Here is a 19,390-nt window from a genome sequence, read left to right on the forward strand (position 1 = left end):
CTCACGTCCGCGGCCCCAGGCGGCGCCCAAGCGCCACGCCGCCGATCATGCCGGCCAGCAGCACGAGCGACGCCGCCTCAAAGGGCAGCAGGTAGCGGCCGAACAGGGAGCGCCCGACGTCCTGGACCGTGCCGAAGGCGGCGGGGAGCGCCGCCTTCGGCACGGGCGAGGCGCGGCTCACGAGCGCGACGAGCCCCGCGGCAAGCAGCGCGCACAGCGCGGCGACGAACGGGGCCGCGACGGGCCCCGCGAGGGCCCCGCCTTTGAGGCCGGACGCCGGAGAATCCGAGCCTCCCGGAGACAGCAACATGATGATAAACACGAAGAGCACGACGATCGCCCCGGCGTAGATGATGACCTGGGCCGCCGCGATGAACTGCGCGCCGAGCAGCAGGTAGTCGACCGCCAGGCTCAGCAGCACCAGCAGCAGGCCGAGCGCGCTGTGCACGGGCCGCCGCGACAAGATCACGCCGGCGCCCCCGGCAAGCGCGCAGACGGCCGTGATCCCGAACAGGACCACGTCCACCTCGCGTCACACCTCCCGGTTGGGATCGCGTCCGGACTCGCCCGGATACTGCTCCGTCAAACGGTCTTTGGTGTAGATCAGGTCCCGCCGGTTCGTGGCGCTCAGCTCGTACTCGTGCCCGAGCACGATCGCGCCGGTCGGGCATGCCTCCTCGCAAAAGCCGCAGAAAATGCAGCGCAACATGTTGATCTGGAAATCCGTCGCGTAGCGCTCGCCCCTGGAGTGCGGCGTCAGCGGGTCGTTCTCGGCCGCGCGCACGAGGATCGACTGGCTGGGACAGACGATCACGCACAGCTCGCACCCGACGCATCGCTCCATTCCGTCGGCGAAGAGCGTCAGGTAGTGCCGGCCCTTGAACCGCGGCTGCACGTCCGGCTTGCGGTCGGGATACGTCGTCGTCACCGGCGCGCGGAAGAGGTAGCGGCCGACGACGCCGAGCCCCCGCACCATCGCCCACGCCTGGCGGAGGCGCCGTCCGGCCCCGCCGCCCCGGCCGTTGGACCCCGGCGCGGCGGGGGTCATAAGGCGCCTCCCCACACGATCGCGCACGCGGTGGCCGCGACGTTCAGGAGACCCGCGGGGATCAGGATCTTCCACCCCAGCGCCATGAGCTGATCGTAGCGCACGCGCGGCAGCGTTGCCCGCACCCAGATGAAGAAGCAGACGACGGCGAAAACTTTCAGCAGAAACCACAGCGCGGGCGGCAGGAACAGCCCCTGCCATCCGCCGAGGAAGAGCGTCGTCACGAGGGCGCTCATCGTGATCACGCCGATGTACTCGCCCACGTAGAACATCGCGAACTTGAAGCCGCCGTACTCGGTCTGAAAGCCGCCGGTCAGCTCTTGCTCCGACTCCGGCAGGTCGAACGGCGCGCGGTTGGTTTCGGCGAACGCCGCGATGAGGAAGAGCACAAACGCGAGCGGCTGGCGCAGGATGAACCAGCCGCGCGCCTGCGCGGCCACGATGTCGACGAGGCTGAGCGACCCGGCCGCCATGATCACGCCGAGCACCGCGAGGCCGAGCGCGAGCTCGTACGACAGCACCTGGGCGCTCGAGCGCAGCCCGCCGAGCCGCGAGTACTTGCTGTCCGACGACCAGCCGCCGAGGATCACCCCGTACACGCCGACGCTGCTCGCCGCGAGCACCAGCAGAATGCCGACGTTCACGTCGGCGATGTACAGCGTCACTTCCCGACCGAGGAGGTGGACCGGCGGCCCGATCGGGATCACGGCGTACACGAACAGCGCTGCGATCACCGAGACGAGGGGCGCGGCGAGATAGACGACCGCGTCCGCCCCGGCCGGACGAAAATCTTCCTTAAAGATGAGTTTGATGCCGTCGGCCAGCGGCTGCAGGAGGCCCCACGGACCCACCCGGTTCGGCCCGACGCGGAGTTGAAACCGGGCCAGCAGGCGGCGTTCGAGCAGGGTGGTATACGCAAAAGCCGTCAGGACGCCGACGAGCACCACGGCGCTCTTGATCGCGTCCACGAGCACCGTCGTCGCCACCGCCCCTACCGGCCTGCCGCCACGAGCGCCCGCACCGCCACCGGCGCCGGGCCGGCTTCATCGAGCAGCGACGCGACCGGCGCCGCGTCGAATCCCCACGGCACGTAGGCGTGTCCCGGATGGAGCCCGGCCCACACCCGGGCCGCGAGCCGCAAGGCGCCCTTGGCCGAGCGCACCTCGCAAAGGCTGCCGGCGCCGATACCGAGCCGCTCCGCATCGCTCGGGTGTAGGGCCACGAACGGTGCGCCGGCCTGCGCGCGAATACCGGGACACCGCACCGCCGCCGGCGCGCGGTCGAACAACCTGGTACCCGTCACCAGCATCAGCGCGCCGTCCGCCGTCTCGGATGACGCCGGCCCCGCGGGGAGCGACCCCTGGACCGCGTTGGGCGTAATCGGCGGCGGCGCGATCCGGGCGTCCTCCGCCCAGCCCGGCACGAGCCGCGCGATCTCAGCGGAAACATCTTCCCACGACGAGTACGCAAAGGGATCGCCGAGCCGCGCCGCCAGCGCGACCCACACGGCCGACTCCGGCCGGGCCTCTCCCGGGCCCAGGACCGCCTGGTCCTGGCGCTGCACGCGGCCCTCGAGGTTGCCGACTGTGCCCGACCGCTCCGCGTAGGTCAGCAGTGGAAGCACCACGTCGGCGGATGCCGCCGTCTGCGTGAGAAAGACGTCTTGCACGACGAGCAGGTCGAGCCGCTCCCTGGCCGTGCGCCAGGCGCGGGCGTCGGGGTACGCTACGGCGGGATCCGCCCCCGCCACGTACAGCAGGCGGAGGGCGCCGCCGCGCGCGGCGGCCAGCATCTCCCTGACCGTCCGGCCGGCGGCGGCGGGCAGCGGCCGCCCCCACTCCGCCTCCACCGCGCGCCGCGCGTCCGGATCGTCGAGGCGGCGGTAGCCGGGCAGCATGTCCGGAAGGACGCCGACCGCCTGGGCCCCCCCAGCGTTGCCGCGTCCCCGGAGAAGTCCTACGGTCGCCGCGGGCCGCACCTCGCGCAGCGCGCCGAGCGCCGCCACGACGGCCCGGCCCTCGGGTTGCTCGAGCGCCGTCCGGCCGGCGAGCACAAACGGCCGCTCGGCCGCGGCGAGCAGCGACGCCGCCTCGCGCAGCGCCTCGACGCCGGCGCCGGACTGGTCCGCGGCGCCGTCCACCGGTCTCCGGCCGGCCAGCGCGTCCAGCACGGCGACCTCACCGCCCCGCCGGTAGGTGAGCGCGCGGCGCGCCCACCGCTCGATCTCCAGCGTCCACGGGTTCGCGATCACGAGGCGCGCGCCCCGGTCGACCGCCTTCTTCACGCGGAGCCACACGATCGGGTACTCCTCGGTCAGATCGCACCCCAGGAGCACGATCACGTCGGCGCGCTCGACGTCGCCGATCGCCACCGGCAGCCCCCAGGGCGCCTCGGCGGCGGACTGCGGAAACGCGGTATCGTCGCGGAAGTCGATGGAGTTCGTGCCGACGACGCCTCGAAAGAACCGCGTCATCACGTACGCGTCCTCGTTCGTTCCGGACGCGCCGCCGATGACGCCGATCTCACCGGCCGGCGTCCGGCGCAGCGCCGCGGCGATCCGATCGAGCGCCTCGTCCCACCCGGCCTCGCGCAGCGCGCCGCCGTCGCGCACGAGCGGCACCGTCAGGCGGTCGCCGCTCGCCGTAAACTCGTACCCGAAGAACCCCTTGTCGCACAGCCAGACGTCGTTGACGTCGGGATGCTCGCGCGCGCGCGTCCGCGTGACGTCGTTGTCCCGAATGTCCAGCGTCGTCGCGCAGCCGCAGCCGCAGTGCGGGCAGACGCTCTGCCGGCGTCGGTTGTCCCAGGGGCGCGACCGGAACCGGTAGGTGGCGCTGGTGAGGGCGCCGACGGGACAGATCGCGATCGTGTTGCCGATGAACTTGCTCGTCACCGGCTCCATGTCCGGCGTCGCGATCTGGCTGTGGTAGCCGCGCTCGAAGCCCTTCAGCGCGTCGTCGCCCGCGATGATCTCGCCGAACCGCACGCACCGCCAGCAGAGCACGCAGCGCTCGCGGTCGAGCACGAGCGCCGGGCCCATGCGCACGTGCTTGCCGAACGCGCGCTTCGTCTCGACGAAGCGGCTCGCGCCCGGCCCGAACTTGACGGTATTGTCCTGGAGCGGGCACTCGCCGCCCTTGTCGCAGATCGGGCAGTCGAGCGGGTGGTTGACCAGCAGGAACTCGAGGATGCCCCGTTGCCCCTGTTTCACCCGCTCGGTGTTCGTGTGGACGACCATGTCTTCGCCCGCCTCGAGGGTGCAGGACGTGGCGAGCTTCGGCATTTTATCGACCTCGACGAAGCACATCCGGCAGGCGCCGATCGGCGGCATGTGGTCGTGGTAGCAGAAGACGGGGATCTCGATCCCGAGCTGCCGCGCGGCGTGCCAGACCGTCGTGCCTTTCGGGACGGCCACCGGCTGGCCGTCGATCGTGAGGTGGACCATGGGCGACGTGGACCTGCCGCCGGCGGCCGCGGACTCGGCGTCGGGACCCGGCGTCGCCGCGGGCGGCTCCGGCCTGCGGGTCGCCTCGGTACCCTGGCCGGTCGTCGGACCGGGACGGCGCGCCGCGGTCCGCTCGGCGGATTCCACCTCCACGCCGCGCTCCTCCGGGCTCACGACCGTGTCCCCGCCCCGTGCGCGGACAGTGCCGAGGGACCGCCTGCCGGCGGACTCGCGGGCACCGATGTCGTTGAAGCCGGCGCCGCCGCGCCGCCGCGCGAGCCGGCCTCGATCAGCCGGACGTACTCGTCTCGGAAATACTTGAGCGACGCGCGCAGGCTCGGCGGAACGCTCTCGCCGAGCAGACAGAAGCACGTGCCGGTCATGTTCCGGCTGATGCCGTCCAGCAGGTCGAGATCCTCCATCCGGCCGTGTCCGCCGAGGAGCCGCTCGAAGATCTGGCTCAGCCAGACCGTCCCCTCGCGGCACGGCGTGCACTTGCCGCACGACTCGTCGCGGTAGAACTCCACCGCGCGCGCGATGACCGCGGGGATGCTCGTGGTGTCGTCCATCACGATGATCGCGCTCGAACCGAGCATCGTCCCGATCTTCGCGAGCGAGTCGAAGTCGGCGGGCGTGTCGAGGTGTTCCGGCAGGAGGATCGCCGACGACGAGCCGCCCGGGTAGACCGCCTTGAGCGTCCGCCCCGGCCGCAGCCCGCCCGCGTGCTCGAAGATGATCTCGCGCAGCGAGGTCCCGATCGGCAGCTCCTTGACGCCGGGCCGCACCACGTGTCCGGACACGGAGTACAGAATCGGCGGCCCCGCGGCTTTGTACGCCTCCGGGCCCATCGCGATGATGTGTGGGACGTGGGCCATCGTCTCGGCGTTGTTGAGCACGGTCGGCCGGTCGTAGAGCCCGCGCACCGCGGGATAGTACGGCGGCTTCGGTCGCGGAAAGGCGCGGCGGCCCTCCAGGCTCTCCAACAGCGCGGTCTCCTCGCCGCAGATATAGGCGCCGGCACCGCGGTGAATCGTCAGCTCGAGATCGAAGCCGGTGCCGAGGATGTTCGACCCGAAGTAGCCGCGCGCGTACGCCTCGGCGAGCGCGCGGCGGAGGCGCTCGTACCCGAGAAAGAACTCCCCGCGCAGGTAAATGTAGGCGTGGTGCACGCCGTTCGCGTACGCCGTGATCAGGCTGCCTTCCAGGATCGCGTGCGGGTCGCCCTCGATCAGGGTCCGGTCCTTGAACGTGCCCGGCTCCCCCTCGTCCGCGTTGACGACGAGGTACCGCATCTCCCCTTCGCGCTTCGGGGTTAGCTTCCACTTGCGCGCGGCCGGGAACCCTGCGCCGCCGCGGCCGCGCAGACCTCCCTGTTCGACCATGCCGATGATTTGATCGGGCGTCAGCTCCTTGAGCGCCCGCGCCGCGGCCCGGTAGCCGCCCGTCGAGAGATACGCGTCGATCGACGCGCGCTCGGGCCCGAGGTGCTTCGTCAGGATCGGCTCAGGCATCGGTCCGAAGTCTCCGCACCAGATCGTCCACGGCGTCGGGCGTGACCCGCGCGACGCGGTCGGCGTCGGCGAGCAGCACCGGCGCCTCCTCGCAGGCGGCCAGGCACTCCGCGATCTCGAGGGACACGCGGCCGTCCGGCGTCGTCTGCCCGGGCCGGATGCCGAGCCGGTCGCACAGGCGCGCCACGACGCGGTCGGCGCCGTTCAGATAACAGGACAGGTTGGTGCAAACACGCACGATGTGCCGTCCCACCGGCGCCGTGTGGAACATCGAGTAGAAGGACGCGACCGCGGCGACTTCCGTGACCGGCACGCCGAGCGCGTCGGCGACGTCCGCGAGAGCCGGCTCCGGCAGGTAGCCGACCTGCGCCTGCGCGGCGTGCAGCGCGGGCAGAAGCGCCGACTGCGCGCGGGGATAGCGCGCGCGCGCCTTCGCGATCACCTCCAGCGTCTCCGCGGAGAGCGTTCGGGCCATCAGCGGTCGATGTCTCCGAGCACGATGTCCAGGCTCGCAATCGCGACGACGAGGTCGGACAGCGGATACCCCTCGACCATGGCCGGCAGGGCCTGGAGATTGTAGAAGGACGGCGCGCGGACGTGCGCCCGCACCGGCCGGTTGCCGCCGTCGCTCACGATGAAGTAGCCTTTCTCCCCCCGGGGCGACTCGGTGGCGACGTAACTGTCGCCCGCCGGAGGATGGATGCCTTCGCTCACCAGCTTGAACTGGTGGATCACGGCCTCCATGCTCCGCGCCAGCTCCGCGCGCGGCGGCAGCGAGATCTTGCGGTCGTCCACGAGGACGGGGCCGTCCGGCAGCCGGTCGAGGGCCTGCAGCGCGATCCGCCGGCTCTGCCGCATCTCCTCCATGCGCACGAGATAGCGCGCGTACGCGTCGCCTTCTTCCCGCACCGCGACGTCGAACTCGTACTCGTCGTAGCCGCCGTACGGCAGGACCTTCCGGCAGTCGTGCGCGACCCCGGAGCCACGCAGCACCGGGCCCGTGGCGCCGAGCGCGATCGCGTCGCCGCGCGACAGCGGCGCGACGCCCTCGAGGCGCCCCCGCCAGATCAGGTTGTCGCTGAGCAGCCGCTCATACTCGTCGATCCGCGCGGGCAGATCGTTCAGAAACGCGCGCGCCGCGGCGCCGAACCCGTCCGGAAGGTCCTGCGCGACGCCGCCGGGCCGGAAGTAGCCGGGCATCATGCGCTGGCCGGACAGCATCTCGGAAAGGTCGAGGTACCGCTCCCGGTCCGTCATCGCGTACATGAACACGCTCGTCAGGTTCACATCGAGCGTGCCCGCGGCGAGGAACATGAGGTGGCTCGCGATGCGGTTGAGCTCGCACATCAGGATTCGGATGGCACCGGCGCGCGGCGGGGGGTCGATGCCGAGCAGGCGCTCGACCGCCTGATAGAACGCCATCTCCTCGTTGTAGCTCGCAAGGTACTCGATCCGGTCCACGAGCGTGACGTTCTGGAGGTACGTGCGCGCCTCCATCTCTTTCTCGATGCCGGTGTGGAGGTAACCGATCTCGGGCCGCGCGCGGCGGATGATCTCGCCTTCCAAGTCGACCACGACGCGCAATACCCCGTGCGTCCCGGGGTGCTGCGGCCCGACGTTGAGCGTCAGGATCTCCTCGCGCATCACGAACCGCGCGCCCCGCCCGATCCCGACCCGCTGCCGGGCGGAAAGTACGGGATGATCGCACTCGGTACCTTGGGGGTGTGGCCGCGGAACTCCACCGGCTCCTCGGAGAGCGAGAAGTCGCGCCGCAGCGGATGGCCCTCCCAATCGTCGGGCATCAGGATGCGGCGCAGGCCGAGATGTCCGTCGAAGAGGATTCCGAACATGTCGAAGACCTCCCGCTCGGGAAACGCGGCGGCGCGGTAAAGGCCGGTCGCGGTCGGCAGGCGCGGCGGGTCGCCGCCGGTCTGGACCTTCACCGTCAGGCGGTCGGCGGAGCCGGCGCGGCCCAAGAGGTATACCGCCTCGAAACGGGGCTCCGCGGGCAGGCGGTCCCACGCCGTAAGATCGACGAGCATGTCGAGGCCGAGACGGTCCCGCGCGGCGCGCAGGACGTCCAGCAGCGCTCCCACGGTCACGACGATGATCGCGCGGCCGCGCTCCTCCCGCGGCGTCGCGAGACCCCACGGCACGTGGGGACGCAGCCGGTCGAGGAGCGACTCCTGATTCACGGCCTCGTGATCCATCCCGGACTCAGCGTTGCTGTCCGACGGTGCGGCCGCGGGCGATCAGGTCTTGTAGAAGGCCGAGGCCGTGCAGGAGGGCTTCCGGGCGCGGCGGGCATCCGGCGATGTACACGTCCACGGGCACGACTTTGTCCACCCCCTGCACGACCGCGTAGTTGTTGTAGAGACCGCCGGTGCTCGCGCAATCGCCCATCGCGATGACCCACTTGGGCTCGAGCATCTGGTCGTAGATGTGCCGGACGACCGGCGCCATCTTCTGACTCACGCGGCCTGCCACGATCATGAGGTCGGCCTGGCGGGGCGAGGCACGGAACAGCTCCGATCCGTACCGCGCGATGTCGAACCGCGACGCGGCGCTGGAGATCATCTCGATCGCGCAGCAGGCGAGCCCGAACTGCACCGGCCAGACGGAACTCGCCCGCGCCCAGTTGAGGAGCCGGTCCACGGTCGTGGTCAGGACGTTCCGTTCGACGTCCCGCTGGGAACCGATCACTCCCACTCGAGGGCTCCCCGCTTCAGGACGTAGAGATAGCCCACGGCGAGCAGGCCGAGGAACGTGAACATCTCCACGATGCCGGCCGGCCCCAACTCGCGGACCAGGACGGCCCACGGATAGACGAAGACGATCTCGACGTCGAACAAAATGAAGAGCATCGCGATCAGGTAGTAGCGGATGGGGACGCGCCGCCACGCGCCGCCCGACGGCCACACCCCCGCCTCGTACGGCAGGCCCTTCTGCAGCGTCGCGCGCCGGCCGCCGACCGCCATGTGGAGACCCATCAGCGTGCCGGCCAGGAGAAGCGCAAGCGTGAAGTGCACGAGAACGGGGACGTAGCCCGACACGAATTTATGATTGCAGAAGCGTTAGGGTGTGTCAACGCGGCGCGTCACGCGGCTCGAGCCCGGGGCGCGGGGAAGCGCGCCCGCCGCGTGGCGCAGTCCGGCCGTCCTAGGCGGCGCGGCGCAGTTGAGGGACGACCGCGCGCAGCACGTCGAGCGCGATGTCGACCTCCACGGCCGTGGTGGGGCGTCCCAGGGTCAAGCGCACCGCCGACGCCGCCCGCGCCGGCGGGACGCCGAGTGCCGTCAGCACGTGGGACGCCTCCAGCGTGCCCGAGGAGCAGGCCGAGCCCGCGCTGACTGCGACGCCGCGCAGGTCCAGGGCGATGACGAGCGACTGGCTGTCGGTGCCGTCCACGGACACGTTCACGTTATTGGCGAGCCGCCGCCCGGGATCCCCGTTCAGCGCGACGCCGGGAATCGCAAGCGCCCCCGCGATCAGCCGGTCGCGCAGCGCGGTGACGCGCTCGGTTTCGTCGTCCATCTCGCGGCCGGCGATCCGGAGCGCCTCCCCAAGTCCCACGATGCCCGGCACGTTCTCCGTGCCGCCGCGGCGCCCGCGCTCGTGGCCGCCGCCGCGCTGCAGCGGCACGAGCGGCGTTCCCGTGCGTACGTACAGCGCCCCGACGCCTTTCGGTCCGTACCGCTTGTGGCCCGACAGCGATAGCAAATCGACCTGGAGGTCGTCGACCCGCGCCGGAAGCGCGCCCGCCCACTGGGTGGCATCGGTGTGGAACGACACGCCGCGCTCTCGCGCGATCGCGCCGATCTCCGAGACCGGCTGCAGCGTGCCGATCTCGTTGTTGGCGGCCATGATCGAAATCAGGGAGGTGTCGGGCCGCAGCGCCCGCCGCACGTCGTCCGGGTCAACGATGCCGGCGGCGCCGACGGGCACCATCGTAATCTCGTGGCCGCGCTCCTGAAGGAAGTGGCAGGCTTCGTGAATTGCGTGATGCTCGATGGTGGAGGTGACGACGTGGCCGCCGCGCGCGAACGCGACGCCGATGACGGCGAGGTTGTCCGCCTCGGTGGCGCCGCTGGTGAAGATGATCTCCCCGGGACGCGCCCCCAGCAGCGACGCGACTTCGACCCGCGCGCGGTCCACCGCCGCCCGGGCTTCCTGCCCGAACGCGTGCATGCTGCTCGCGTTGCCGGGGCGGTCGGTGAAATACGGCAGCATCGCCGCGAGGACGCGCGGGTCCACCGGCGTGGTCGCCGCGTAGTCGAGATACACCCCCTCGGTCAACGCGATCGAGGCCGGCCTAATGCCGGATCGCGCGTTCGCGCCGGCGGGCGCTGCGGGGCAACCCGATGGCCACGACGCCCCGGCGGGCGCGGCTCCGCCGCGTCGACGGCGCACGCCGGGCGCGGCCGGGCGCGGCCTTGCGCCGCGTGCGGGGCTCGACGACACGGAGACCTTGGAAGGCCGCCGGGGTGCCGCCGCGGCCGGATGCCAGGTAGACGGCGCGCTGCAGAATCTCCACTTCGGCCCACGAATACCGGCGCGGACGGCGGGCCGCCCGGGGTAGCAGAGCCCTATCCCAGCGGCGCAGCGAGGCGGGCGATAGCCCGGTCAATTCGGCGACAAGACGCGGCTGCAAAAGCGGTGCGGTGAAATGGCCCATGGCAAACACGCTCCCAGATGAGCGATGTGACTAGTATACCAGGAACGGCCGGCGGGCCGCCGCAGGTCGATTGTCAAGATATCTCACGTTTCGCTGTCAGGGTTTGCTGGCGGCCACGATCGCCCAACGGTGCACAAACCGGACGGTCTCGCCCTCGACGGAGACGGCCATCCCGGCGCGATCGCCCGGCGCCGATTCGAGCAGGCGCGTCCGCACGACCGCCGCGCGGTCGGCCGGCGTGTGCGCCAGGCGCAGCCACTCGTCTAATTCGCGATTCTGCGATCCCTCCGCGCGGCCCGTGACCGTCAGTCCTTCGCCCTCGAGCAGCGCCGCGATCCCGCGCGCGCTTTCCATGCCCATGTGGGACGGATCCCGGAGGTTCTCGATCTCATTTTGAAGCGCCCGCGCGCGCTCATCCTCCGAGCCGACGAGGTCACTCACCACAACCCGCCCGCCCGACTCCGTCACCCTCACGATTTCCCGGAGCACGGCGCGAGGCTCACCGAAGTGATGCAGCGCGTACGTGTTCGCGACGAGGGAAAAGGCGCCGTCGCAGAACGGCATCCGCTCCGCGGCGCCGCGCACCAGAGAGACGATCCCGGCCGGCGACGACGACGACGCCTCGCGAATGCGCCGCCGGGCCTGCTGCAGCATGGCGGCCGTCAGGTCGAGACCCACCGCGTGCCGGACCAAGGGGGACAACGTCAGGAGCAGCGTCCCGGGGCCGCAGGCGACGTCGAGGAGGCGGTCCACAAACGCAGGCGCCGCGAGCCGCAGCAGCGCTTCGTTCTCCTCGCGGCGCACTGTGACACGGCTGTGCGCGTAAGATTGCGCCGTCGCGGTGAAGCGCGCCTCGTTGACGCGCCGGGCGTCGGCGGGGCCGCCGCGGCCCGCTCCGTCCCGGCCCTCCCGATTCGTCATGCGAGCGCCACCATGGTGCGGCGCCGTCCCGCGAACGTCGCGACCTCCGCGTATCCGGCGCCTCGGGCCAGCGCGGCGCCGCGGTCAAAGTCTCGCGCGACGTCCTCGGGCGTGTGCGCGTCCGAATTGATGAGGGTCGGCACGCCGGCCCGGCGGCAGGCGGCCAGAAACGCGGGAGCGGGATAGAGCTCCCCGACGGGCTTGCGCAGACCGGCGGTGTTGATCTCGGCGCAGACCCCGGCGCGGGCGAACGCCTCGGCTGCCGCCTCGTACTGGTCGAGGATATCGACGGCCGGACGGTACCCGCACACCTTGATCACGTCCGGGTGTCCGATGAAGTCGAAGAATCCGGTGCCGGCGGCCGCGGCGATCAGCGAAAAGTATCGCCGGTAGGCGTCGAGCACGTCGCGACGCTCCCATTCCTCGGTCTTCGACAGGTCGTCGAAGCCCCACCAGACGCCCCCCCGGTCCTCCGGCGGGATCCAGTGCACCGAGCCGATCGTGTAGTCCCACGGATAGAGATCCATCAGTCGCTCGAGCTCCCGCTCGTAGCCCGGCAGATAGTCCCACTCGAGCGCGACCATGACGGGCAGCCCGGCCTTGCGCGCCGCCTCGATGAGCTGCAGGTAGTCGTCCAGCGACTCGGTATTCTGCTCGTCGATCCAGCCGGACACGGCATCGCGCGGTGGATACATCGCGCGGCATTCGCGAAACCGGTGTGGATGCTCGCTGAAGCCGATCTCCGTCAGGCCGCGCGCGTTCGCCGTCTCGACGAACCGCCCGAGCCATTCGAGCGTCCAGGGTCCGCGCTCGAGGTGTAGGTGGTAGTCGGCGCGCATCGTCGCGGCGGTCATACGGTCACAGCCGCCCGCTCCGGATCCGCCGGACGAAGCTCTGCGCGTCCGGATGGTCGCTCGTCAGCAAGTCCTGAATCACCGCCTCGCGGTCGTACTCGATCCGAACGATCTCCGCGCGCCACGCGCCGCGCTCGAGCGTCAGAATCGCCCACGCCGGACGCGGAATGCCGTCGAATGGGAAGCCCACGCTGCCCGCGTTGACGATCAGGCCGCCCGCGACTTCACGGATGTAGGCCCGATGGATGTGTCCGTAGACGAGCGTGCGGGCCTCCGCCTGTTCGAACGCGCGGGCGACGGTCGCGGCGGGAGACGACGGCTCGATCAAATCGGTCGTCGACCACGGCGTCGCGTGCACCAGCACGAGCGGCGGCCCACCGGGGGCGTCGACGCGCCGCGACCGCGGCAGCGCGCGCAGCCAGTCCACCTGCTCCGGCGTGAGCCGGGTCCGCGCCCACGCGGCGACGGCGCCGGCCGCGCCCTCGGGGGAGGCGGCGACCATCTCGTCCGTGTTCCCGACCACAGCCGGGTAGCCGCCCTCGATGAGGCGCTCGACGGCTTCGCGCGGACGCGGTCCGCCGAACGCGAAATCGCCGCCATTGAGGATTCGGTCGAAGGGCCCGCGCGCGCGGATGTCGGCGAGCACCGCCTCCAGCGCGGCGACGTTGCCGTGGACGTCGGAGAAGATGGCGACTCGCACGGTCCCCTAGCGGGCGGCGCCCGCTCTGACGAGCGGCACGCCGAACACCGCCTCGAGGAAGCGGGCGACGATCCGGCCGGTCGCTCCCCAGATCACGTCGGAGCCCGCCTGATAGTAGTACATCACCACGCTGTCGCCCCGAGGCCGGCGGTAGAGTTCCGTGCGGACGTTGTGCGGATCGAGGAGCGTGCGCAGCGGCACGACGAGCACCGCGCGGACTTCATCGGCGCTGACGCGCAGGCGCGCCGGATACGGCAGCGTGCCGGCGAACGGCGAGACCATGAACCCCGAGATCGCCGCCTCCTCGTCGTCGAGACCGCCCAGCAGCGTGACGTCCGACGGCGGGACGCCGATCTCCTCATGCGTCTCGCGCAGCGCACCGGCGGCCGGATCCTCGCCGGCGTCGAGCGCGCCGCCGGGAAACGAGATCTGGCCCTTGTGGTGCTCCACGTGATCGGTGCGCCGCGTAAAGATAAGCGCCGGGCCGCCCTCCGTCACGACGAGCGGCAACAGCACCGCCGCCCGGCGGAGGCCCGCGCCGAGCGGCGCGATCCGGCGGGGACGATCGAGCACCGTGCGGATATGCGTGAACAGCGCGTCGGGGTCCGAGAGCAGCGCGGCCTGGTCCGGCCGAGCGCGTGATTCATTCGAATTCACCAGTGCCTCCTTCACGCCGGACGCCGTCATGATACCACGCGGTGCCGGAACCGAGAAAGCACGCCTGCGGGTGCCCGCGTTTGAGCGTGCCGGCGGTCGAGCGCGGCTCAGGCCCAGGGCACCGCCACGCCGAGCGCGGCGAGCTTGCCCTCGAGTTCTGCGCGCTCGCGGTTCCGGGCGAGACCGCCGTCTTTCCGCCGCGTAAGGAGCCCGTGCCGCTCCGCGGCGGCGATCGCGCCGGCACGGTCGCCGAGGTTGATGAGCCGGATCAACTCGGCCTCGATCGCGGACAGGTGCATCGCGCGGCGCCGGTAGTCGAGGAATGCCTCCCAGACGACCGGCACCCACTTCGCCACGATCTCCCCGCCGATCACCCGCGCGTACGAGCGGATCTCTTCCTGTGCGTGGTCGTCCATGCGCAGGTCGAGGAAGTGCAGCAGGTTGTGCAGATTGATCTTCCAGTACGCCTCGGTATACGTGGAGAGCGGAAGATCCTTGCGGGCCTGCTCGCGCGCGACGCCCGCGGCAAGCCGTTCGTCGTACACGCGCCGCGCTTCGTCTTGGAGCGCGCGCTCGGCGGCGGAGAGCGTCTCGCCGACCTCGACCGGCAGCGTGCCGCCGCTCCCCTGCCGGTTCGCCGCGGACTGGGCGCGCCACCGACCGGGCGGCGTCTGCTGTGTCGCGTCGATGGCGACGGAATACCGCGTGCTGTACTCGTTGACTGAGTTGTGGGTCACGATGCCGTTGGCGATGAAGTTATGGTACGGCCCCTCGACTTCGACGTCGTAAGTTTCCTTTTCGCCGATGTACTCGAATCGCTCGACGCGCTCGAGTCTAGCCGCGACGATGTCGGAGGTTCCGGACGGTTGCCGCGCCGGGACCGCGCCGTTCACATACAGGTGGTAGTCGCCGTCGGTCCAAACCGCACGGCCGTTGCGCGTCCCCAGTCCCGTTGCCGCCTCGAGGGTCTGCCAGCCGCCCGCGAATTTGAAGCGATGGTCGGCGGTGCATTCGATCGCCTTGCCGTCGGATAGCGTCATTCGGAACACCGGTTTGGTTCCGTTCTTGAACACGCCGGCGACGCGCACGGGCTGAAGCGCTCCCGTGTCCTCGTTCATCTGCCGCACGTGCACCCGGCGGCGCCGCGCTGCCGAGCTTACCGATGTTTCATACAGTTCTTCGATGCTCACACGGCGTAACGCTCCGCGAGCGTGGGGGGCGTAATTCGCTTCGACAAAAAGCTCCGCGGCGGCGGCGAGGCACGCGGTGCGGTGCCGCACCCACTGCCGCCACGTATCCATCGGCACGCGCACGTGAAACTTGATGTCGCACATTTCGTAAGGTGTGCTGTGCCTGTGACGCATCAAGTAGCGAATGAGTCCGCGATCTTCATGGATCTTCTTGGTGCCCGCCCCGTAGGAAATGCGCGCCGCCTGCACGATGGCACCGTCATCACCCATGTAATCGAGCACGCGCACGAAACCGTCGTCGAGGACTTTGAACGGTTGGCCGAGGATCGCGTCGAGCGCGGCGACATGCGTGCGCGTGAGCAGCTCGGCGGCCGGCCGCGCCTCCGGCGTCTCGCCGTCGGGCGGTTCGGGGACGGGTTTCGATGCGTCGCGAAGCTCCGGGTCGAGGTCCGAAGGGCGGCGGCTCATGCGGGTACTGCCTCCTGCCGCGGGCGCTGCTGTGATAGACACGGATATTCGTAGAGGACATTGCGGAAACCTCGCGGTATAATGGGGGTCGGCGACGGGAAGTCCCGAAGGAGAGAAGGAGGCACGCAGGATGACCTATACGATCACCGAGCCCTGCATCAACGTCAAGGACCGTTCGTGCGTCGAGGTCTGCCCGGTGGACTGCATCCATCCGAAGGCGGACGAGGACCAGGGCGAGGTGATGCTCTACATCCATCCGGACGAGTGCATCGACTGCGGAGCGTGCGAATCGGTGTGTCCGGTAACGGCGATCTTCGCCGAGGCCGACGTGCCGGATCAATGGAAGAACTTCAACGAAATCAACGCGGACTATTTCAAGATGAGCAAGGAAGAGTTCGCGGCCAAACACGGCCGCAACCCCTGAGTTTCTCCGGCGCCTGAACGACCGGGCCCGGCGGCCACAGCCGCCGGGCCCGGTCGTTCATCTCGAAAAAGGCGCCGCCCTACCGCACGATCACCTTGGCCCTCATCCCGAAATCATCGTGGACCGCGCAAAGGTACTCGAAGGTCCCGGCCTTCGTGAACGTCAGCGAGTAACTCCGGACTCCCGGCCCCTCCGTCAGCATGAACCCGGAGTTGTAAAACCCTTCGCCGCGATGCACGCTGCCGCCCGACGGCGCCATGACGTGGGGCGTCACCAGCAGCGTCGGCGGTCCCTGCTTCTGCGGCCGCATCGTCGCGATGTCAAAGTAGCGCTTGCCGACGCCGAACGACACCGTGTGAAGTTCGGTCGGGTCTTTCATCACCCACGTCACCGAGTCGCCCCGTTTGATCGTCAGCGCCTGCACGGGGAACCGGTAGAAGGTGGCGCCGTCCTTCGTCGAGCCGGTCATGTTCAGCGTGTAGGTCTGATGCCCGCCGGCCGCGGCGACGACCGGTGCCCCGACGGCGCGCAGCGCCTTCGCCGCGGCGAGCGCCGTCTGTCCCTGCAGGGCGGCCTCTTTATCGTACTCCGCCTGAGTCATCGGATACCTGCTGCCGGCCGGCTGGACCACGATCTGACCTTCCATCCCCGGGTGGAACATGCACTGGTACCGGTAGGTCCCCGCCTTGGTGAACGTCACGTGGAAGGATTTCGGGGCGTTGGGATCCGCGAGCAGCGCGCCGCCGCTGAACGGGCCGCTACCGTCGTACGCGGGCTTCGGCGTGGCGAAAAAGATCCCCGGGTTCCAGACCAACTCGCCCTTCGCCGTACCGGGAATGATCAGATCCGGCGGCTTGCCCCCGGCGGGAAAGTAGATCGTGTGCTCCGCGGCCGTCAGTTTCCACCGGACCGAATCGCCTTCGTTGATCGTGATGCGCTTAGGGAGAAACTGCAGCGCCTGGTCGGCTTGGTCGTTGGCCGAAGCCCCGGCCTGCACGACCCAGGTGGTGGCCGCGCTTGTGCGGGCCGGACCGGCCACCAGCGACATAACACCGGCGATCAACACCACTGCGAGCCCCCGCGTCATGGCGTTCCCCCTTCGCGGCGTATCGACTTTTCGCAGATGCGAGCGACGTTCGGTATGGCTTTTCGTCCGTCAAGTGTGTATAGTGAAATCTAGCAGACCCGAGAGGACCGTGTCAATGGCTGAACAGGCGGTCGGTCGCCGCCGGACCTCAAGAAAACGCAAGTACGAAATGAAGCGGCGCGCCGAGCGTCAGCAGGCGACGCGGCGGCGAATCGTCGAGGCCACGGTGGCGCTTCACGAAGAAATCGGGCCGCTTCGGACCAGCTTCAGCGACATCGCGAAGCGCGCGGGGGTGCAGCGGCTCACGGTGCGGGCGCACTTTCCCGCGTTGCCCGGCCTCTTCGCGGCGTGTTCATCCTTGTTCTTCACGCGCAACCCGCCGCCGGACCCGGAACGCTGGCGCGCGATGCCGGACCCGCGGGTGCGCCTGCGGAAAGCGCTGGGGAAGCTTTACGTATTTTACGGCCGGACCGAACAGATGCTGGGGAATGTCACCCGCGACGCGGAGCTGGCCCCCGGGCTCGTAGGCGTACCCTACACGAGGTTGCTCTTGCGAATGCGGAAGGCGCTCTCGGCGGGCTGGCCGGTCGACGACAACCGGAAGCCGCTCTTTCTCGCGGCGCTCGGTCACGCGCTCGAGTTCACCACATGGCGCTCGCTGGTGCGTGACCATGGACTGCGGACCGGGCAGGCGGTCGATCTTATGGTGGCCCTCGCGGTCAAGGCGCAGGCGCTACGGAGTCCCGACCGCGATCCGCGTCCAAGTCCTTCGCCCCGGGAATGACGCCGCCGGCGGGTTTCCCGCCGGCGCACGTTCCTCCACGAGTCCGGTTCGGCTCTAGTCGCCCGGCGTGCCCGCCTTCACCTTGCCGAGCGTCGCCTGCGCGATCTCCACCGCCCGCTCCACGTCCGCGCGCGAGACATCAAGGTGCGTCACGGCGCGCACCCGCGTCTTCGACGCCGCGCCCATCCGGACGCCGGCGTCCGCGAGGCGCTTCACCGCGTCCGGCGCGGTCATGCCGAGCCCGGTCGTGTCGAAGAACACGAGGTTGGTCTCGGTGTGCTCGACGCTGATGCGGACCCCGGGAATCTCCGCCAGTCCGCGGGCGAGGATCTTCGCATTGGCGTGATCCTCCGCCAGCCGCTCGACGTTGTGATCGAGCGCGTAGAGTCCGGCCGCGGCGATGATGCCCGCCTGCCGCATCGCGCCGCCGAAGAGATGCTTGTAGCGGCGGGCCTCCTTCGAGAACTCCCGGTCGCCCGCCACCAGCGCGCCGACAGGACAGCCGAGGCCTTTCGTGAGGCAGAACGTCACCGAGTCGTAGCCCTTTGCCTGCTCGTGGGCGGACACGCCGGACGCGACGACGGCGTTCATCAGCCGCGCGCCGTCGATATGGGAGCGCAGGTTGTGCCGGCGCGCCGCGTCGGCAACCTCGCGCAGCCGCGCGAGCGGCCACACCGTTCCGCCGCCGCCGTTGGACGTCTGCTCGACCGACACGAGCCGCGTGCGTTGACAGTGCGGATCGTCCTTGCGGATCGCGCCGTCGACGTCGGCTCCGGTGAAGACGCCGCGCTCGCCGCCGACGGTGTAGAGCATGACGCCCGAGAGCAGCGCCGGCCCCCCGGCCTCCGCGTTGACGATGTGCGCGGTCCGGTCGATGATCACCTCGTCGCCCGGCCTCGTGTGCACCTTGACCGCGATCTCGTTGGCCATCGTGGCGGACGGCAGATACCACGCCTGCTCCTTGCCGAGCAGCGCCGCCACGCGCTCTTGTAGCGCGTTGACGCTGGGATCCTCGAGTTTCTGCTCGTCGGCGACCGGCGCGCGCATCATGAATTCGCGCATCCCCTGGGACGGCTTCGTCGCGGTGTCGCTCGAGAGATCGATGAACGTGGCCAAAACCGGTACCCCCTCGAAATTTGGGACGGTCCTGAGGACCGTTAGCGCTCGCGCCAGAGCGTCTGCGGTCGCAGATTGCGGGAAATGCCGAGCTGGCCCGCCATCAGCGTCGTCCAGGAAAGAAACCCTTCGATCATCATCAGCGCTTCGTCTTCGATCTCGTCGGGGTCGAGAGTCTGGTGGACGTTGCCGAGGTGGTCGCCGATACCGCTGCAGAAGGCGCGGACGTCGCGGAGCAGCTCCACGGCGACGTGCCGGGTCTCCGGCCCGATGACTTTGGAGCCTCCCGAGGCGGCCCGCAACCTGGCGGTCTGCGCGCCGGACCAATCGACGAGGTTGTCGAGCACGTACACCGCTTCCCCCGGACCGCGCTCGACCACCACCGCCACAAAGCCCTGGCAGGCGCGCCACACCTGGCGGATCAGGCTCGCGAGGAACCGCTTTTCGTCGGCGGAGAAGCCGGTCTGTCGGGCCACCGTATCCTCTCGGAGTCGACCGCGCCCCACCGGA

The 19,390-nt window shown here is 70.1% G+C and carries 21 protein-coding genes; 2 read left to right on the forward strand and 19 right to left on the reverse strand.

Going from position 1 to position 19,390, the window contains the following annotated elements; translation table 11 throughout:
• Nucleotide 1: 1 nt before the first annotated feature.
• The 16 genes from VFL28_02395 to thyX form a co-directional block, all read right to left on the reverse strand.
• Nucleotides 2-526: an NADH-quinone oxidoreductase subunit J gene (locus VFL28_02395; GenBank protein ID HET7263491.1), complete on the reverse strand. Its 525-nt coding sequence runs from the start codon at nucleotides 524-526 to the stop codon at nucleotides 2-4.
• 6 nt (nucleotides 527-532) lie between these two features.
• Nucleotides 533-1,048 (reverse strand): NADH-quinone oxidoreductase subunit NuoI, encoded by a 516-nt coding sequence (nuoI, locus tag VFL28_02400; GenBank protein HET7263492.1) that lies wholly within the window; start codon nucleotides 1,046-1,048, stop codon nucleotides 533-535.
• Entirely contained in the window at nucleotides 1,045-2,034 is a 990-nt protein-coding gene (gene nuoH / locus VFL28_02405) for an NADH-quinone oxidoreductase subunit NuoH (protein HET7263493.1), read from the reverse strand. Before nuoH ends, nuoI begins: the two co-directional genes overlap by 4 nt.
• A 5-nt stretch (nucleotides 2,035-2,039) precedes the next feature.
• Nucleotides 2,040-4,646: an NADH-quinone oxidoreductase subunit NuoG gene (gene nuoG, locus VFL28_02410; GenBank protein HET7263494.1), complete on the reverse strand. Its 2,607-nt coding sequence runs from the start codon at nucleotides 4,644-4,646 to the stop codon at nucleotides 2,040-2,042.
• Nucleotides 4,647-4,663: 17 nt separating this feature from the next.
• Entirely contained in the window at nucleotides 4,664-6,004 is a 1,341-nt protein-coding gene (gene nuoF, locus VFL28_02415; protein HET7263495.1) for an NADH-quinone oxidoreductase subunit NuoF, read from the reverse strand.
• Nucleotides 5,997-6,479 (reverse strand): NADH-quinone oxidoreductase subunit NuoE, encoded by a 483-nt coding sequence (gene nuoE, locus VFL28_02420; protein HET7263496.1) that lies wholly within the window; start codon nucleotides 6,477-6,479, stop codon nucleotides 5,997-5,999. Before nuoE ends, nuoF begins: the two co-directional genes overlap by 8 nt.
• The gene (locus VFL28_02425; protein ID HET7263497.1) at nucleotides 6,479-7,648 is read right to left on the reverse strand and encodes an NADH-quinone oxidoreductase subunit D; all 1,170 of its coding nucleotides are present in this window, start codon (nucleotides 7,646-7,648) and stop codon (nucleotides 6,479-6,481) included. Before VFL28_02425 ends, nuoE begins: the two co-directional genes overlap by 1 nt.
• Nucleotides 7,648-8,214 (reverse strand): NADH-quinone oxidoreductase subunit C, encoded by a 567-nt coding sequence (locus VFL28_02430; GenBank protein HET7263498.1) that lies wholly within the window; start codon nucleotides 8,212-8,214, stop codon nucleotides 7,648-7,650. Before VFL28_02430 ends, VFL28_02425 begins: the two co-directional genes overlap by 1 nt.
• 7 nt (nucleotides 8,215-8,221) lie before the next feature.
• Entirely contained in the window at nucleotides 8,222-8,704 is a 483-nt protein-coding gene (locus VFL28_02435) for an NADH-quinone oxidoreductase subunit B family protein (GenBank protein HET7263499.1), read from the reverse strand.
• Nucleotides 8,704-9,057 carry an NADH-quinone oxidoreductase subunit A gene (locus VFL28_02440; protein ID HET7263500.1) on the reverse strand — a complete coding sequence of 118 codons (354 nt, stop codon included), beginning with the start codon at nucleotides 9,055-9,057 and terminating at the stop codon, nucleotides 8,704-8,706. The genes VFL28_02435 and VFL28_02440 overlap by 1 nt, the downstream gene beginning before the upstream one ends.
• A 106-nt stretch (nucleotides 9,058-9,163) precedes the next feature.
• Nucleotides 9,164-10,300, reverse strand: a complete 1,137-nt coding sequence (locus tag VFL28_02445) for a cysteine desulfurase family protein (GenBank protein HET7263501.1) — start codon at nucleotides 10,298-10,300, stop codon at nucleotides 9,164-9,166.
• A gap of 475 nt (nucleotides 10,301-10,775) precedes the next feature.
• Nucleotides 10,776-11,600, reverse strand: a complete 825-nt coding sequence (locus VFL28_02450; GenBank protein ID HET7263502.1) for a methyltransferase domain-containing protein — start codon at nucleotides 11,598-11,600, stop codon at nucleotides 10,776-10,778.
• A complete protein-coding gene (locus VFL28_02455) occupies nucleotides 11,597-12,454 on the reverse strand; it encodes a histidinol-phosphatase HisJ family protein (protein HET7263503.1) in 858 nt (285 codons plus the stop codon). Before VFL28_02455 ends, VFL28_02450 begins: the two co-directional genes overlap by 4 nt.
• Nucleotides 12,455-12,458: 4 nt before the next feature.
• Entirely contained in the window at nucleotides 12,459-13,154 is a 696-nt protein-coding gene (locus VFL28_02460) for a metallophosphoesterase family protein (protein HET7263504.1), read from the reverse strand.
• A 6-nt stretch (nucleotides 13,155-13,160) separates the two neighbouring features.
• Nucleotides 13,161-13,811, reverse strand: a complete 651-nt coding sequence (locus tag VFL28_02465) for a CoA pyrophosphatase (protein ID HET7263505.1) — start codon at nucleotides 13,809-13,811, stop codon at nucleotides 13,161-13,163.
• Nucleotides 13,812-13,918: 107 nt separating this feature from the next.
• Nucleotides 13,919-15,364, reverse strand: coding sequence for an FAD-dependent thymidylate synthase (gene thyX, locus VFL28_02470; protein ID HET7263506.1), 1,446 nt, complete (start codon nucleotides 15,362-15,364; stop codon nucleotides 13,919-13,921).
• A gap of 235 nt (nucleotides 15,365-15,599) precedes the next feature.
• Here thyX and VFL28_02475 point away from each other — a divergent pair, with 235 nt between their 5' ends.
• Nucleotides 15,600-15,893 carry a ferredoxin family protein gene (locus tag VFL28_02475; protein ID HET7263507.1) on the forward strand — a complete coding sequence of 98 codons (294 nt, stop codon included), beginning with the start codon at nucleotides 15,600-15,602 and terminating at the stop codon, nucleotides 15,891-15,893.
• Between the two features lie 79 nt (nucleotides 15,894-15,972).
• Here VFL28_02475 and VFL28_02480 read toward each other — a convergent pair whose 3' ends face one another.
• The gene (locus tag VFL28_02480) at nucleotides 15,973-16,980 is read right to left on the reverse strand and encodes a plastocyanin/azurin family copper-binding protein (protein HET7263508.1); all 1,008 of its coding nucleotides are present in this window, start codon (nucleotides 16,978-16,980) and stop codon (nucleotides 15,973-15,975) included.
• A 115-nt stretch (nucleotides 16,981-17,095) separates the two neighbouring features.
• On the opposite strand from VFL28_02480, the gene VFL28_02485 reads away from it, so the two are divergent.
• Nucleotides 17,096-17,764 (forward strand): TetR/AcrR family transcriptional regulator, encoded by a 669-nt coding sequence (locus tag VFL28_02485; GenBank protein ID HET7263509.1) that lies wholly within the window; start codon nucleotides 17,096-17,098, stop codon nucleotides 17,762-17,764.
• Between the two features lie 54 nt (nucleotides 17,765-17,818).
• On the opposite strand, the gene VFL28_02490 is transcribed toward VFL28_02485, so the two are convergent.
• Together VFL28_02490 and VFL28_02495 are read right to left on the reverse strand one after the other, a co-directional pair.
• Entirely contained in the window at nucleotides 17,819-18,880 is a 1,062-nt protein-coding gene (locus VFL28_02490; GenBank protein HET7263510.1) for a GntG family PLP-dependent aldolase, read from the reverse strand.
• A gap of 41 nt (nucleotides 18,881-18,921) precedes the next feature.
• Nucleotides 18,922-19,356: a hypothetical protein gene (locus tag VFL28_02495; protein ID HET7263511.1), complete on the reverse strand. Its 435-nt coding sequence runs from the start codon at nucleotides 19,354-19,356 to the stop codon at nucleotides 18,922-18,924.
• Nucleotides 19,357-19,390 lie beyond the last annotated feature (34 nt).

The organism is bacterium (genome assembly GCA_035691305.1).
Taxonomy (GTDB): domain Bacteria; phylum Sysuimicrobiota; class Sysuimicrobiia; order Sysuimicrobiales; family Segetimicrobiaceae; genus DASSJF01.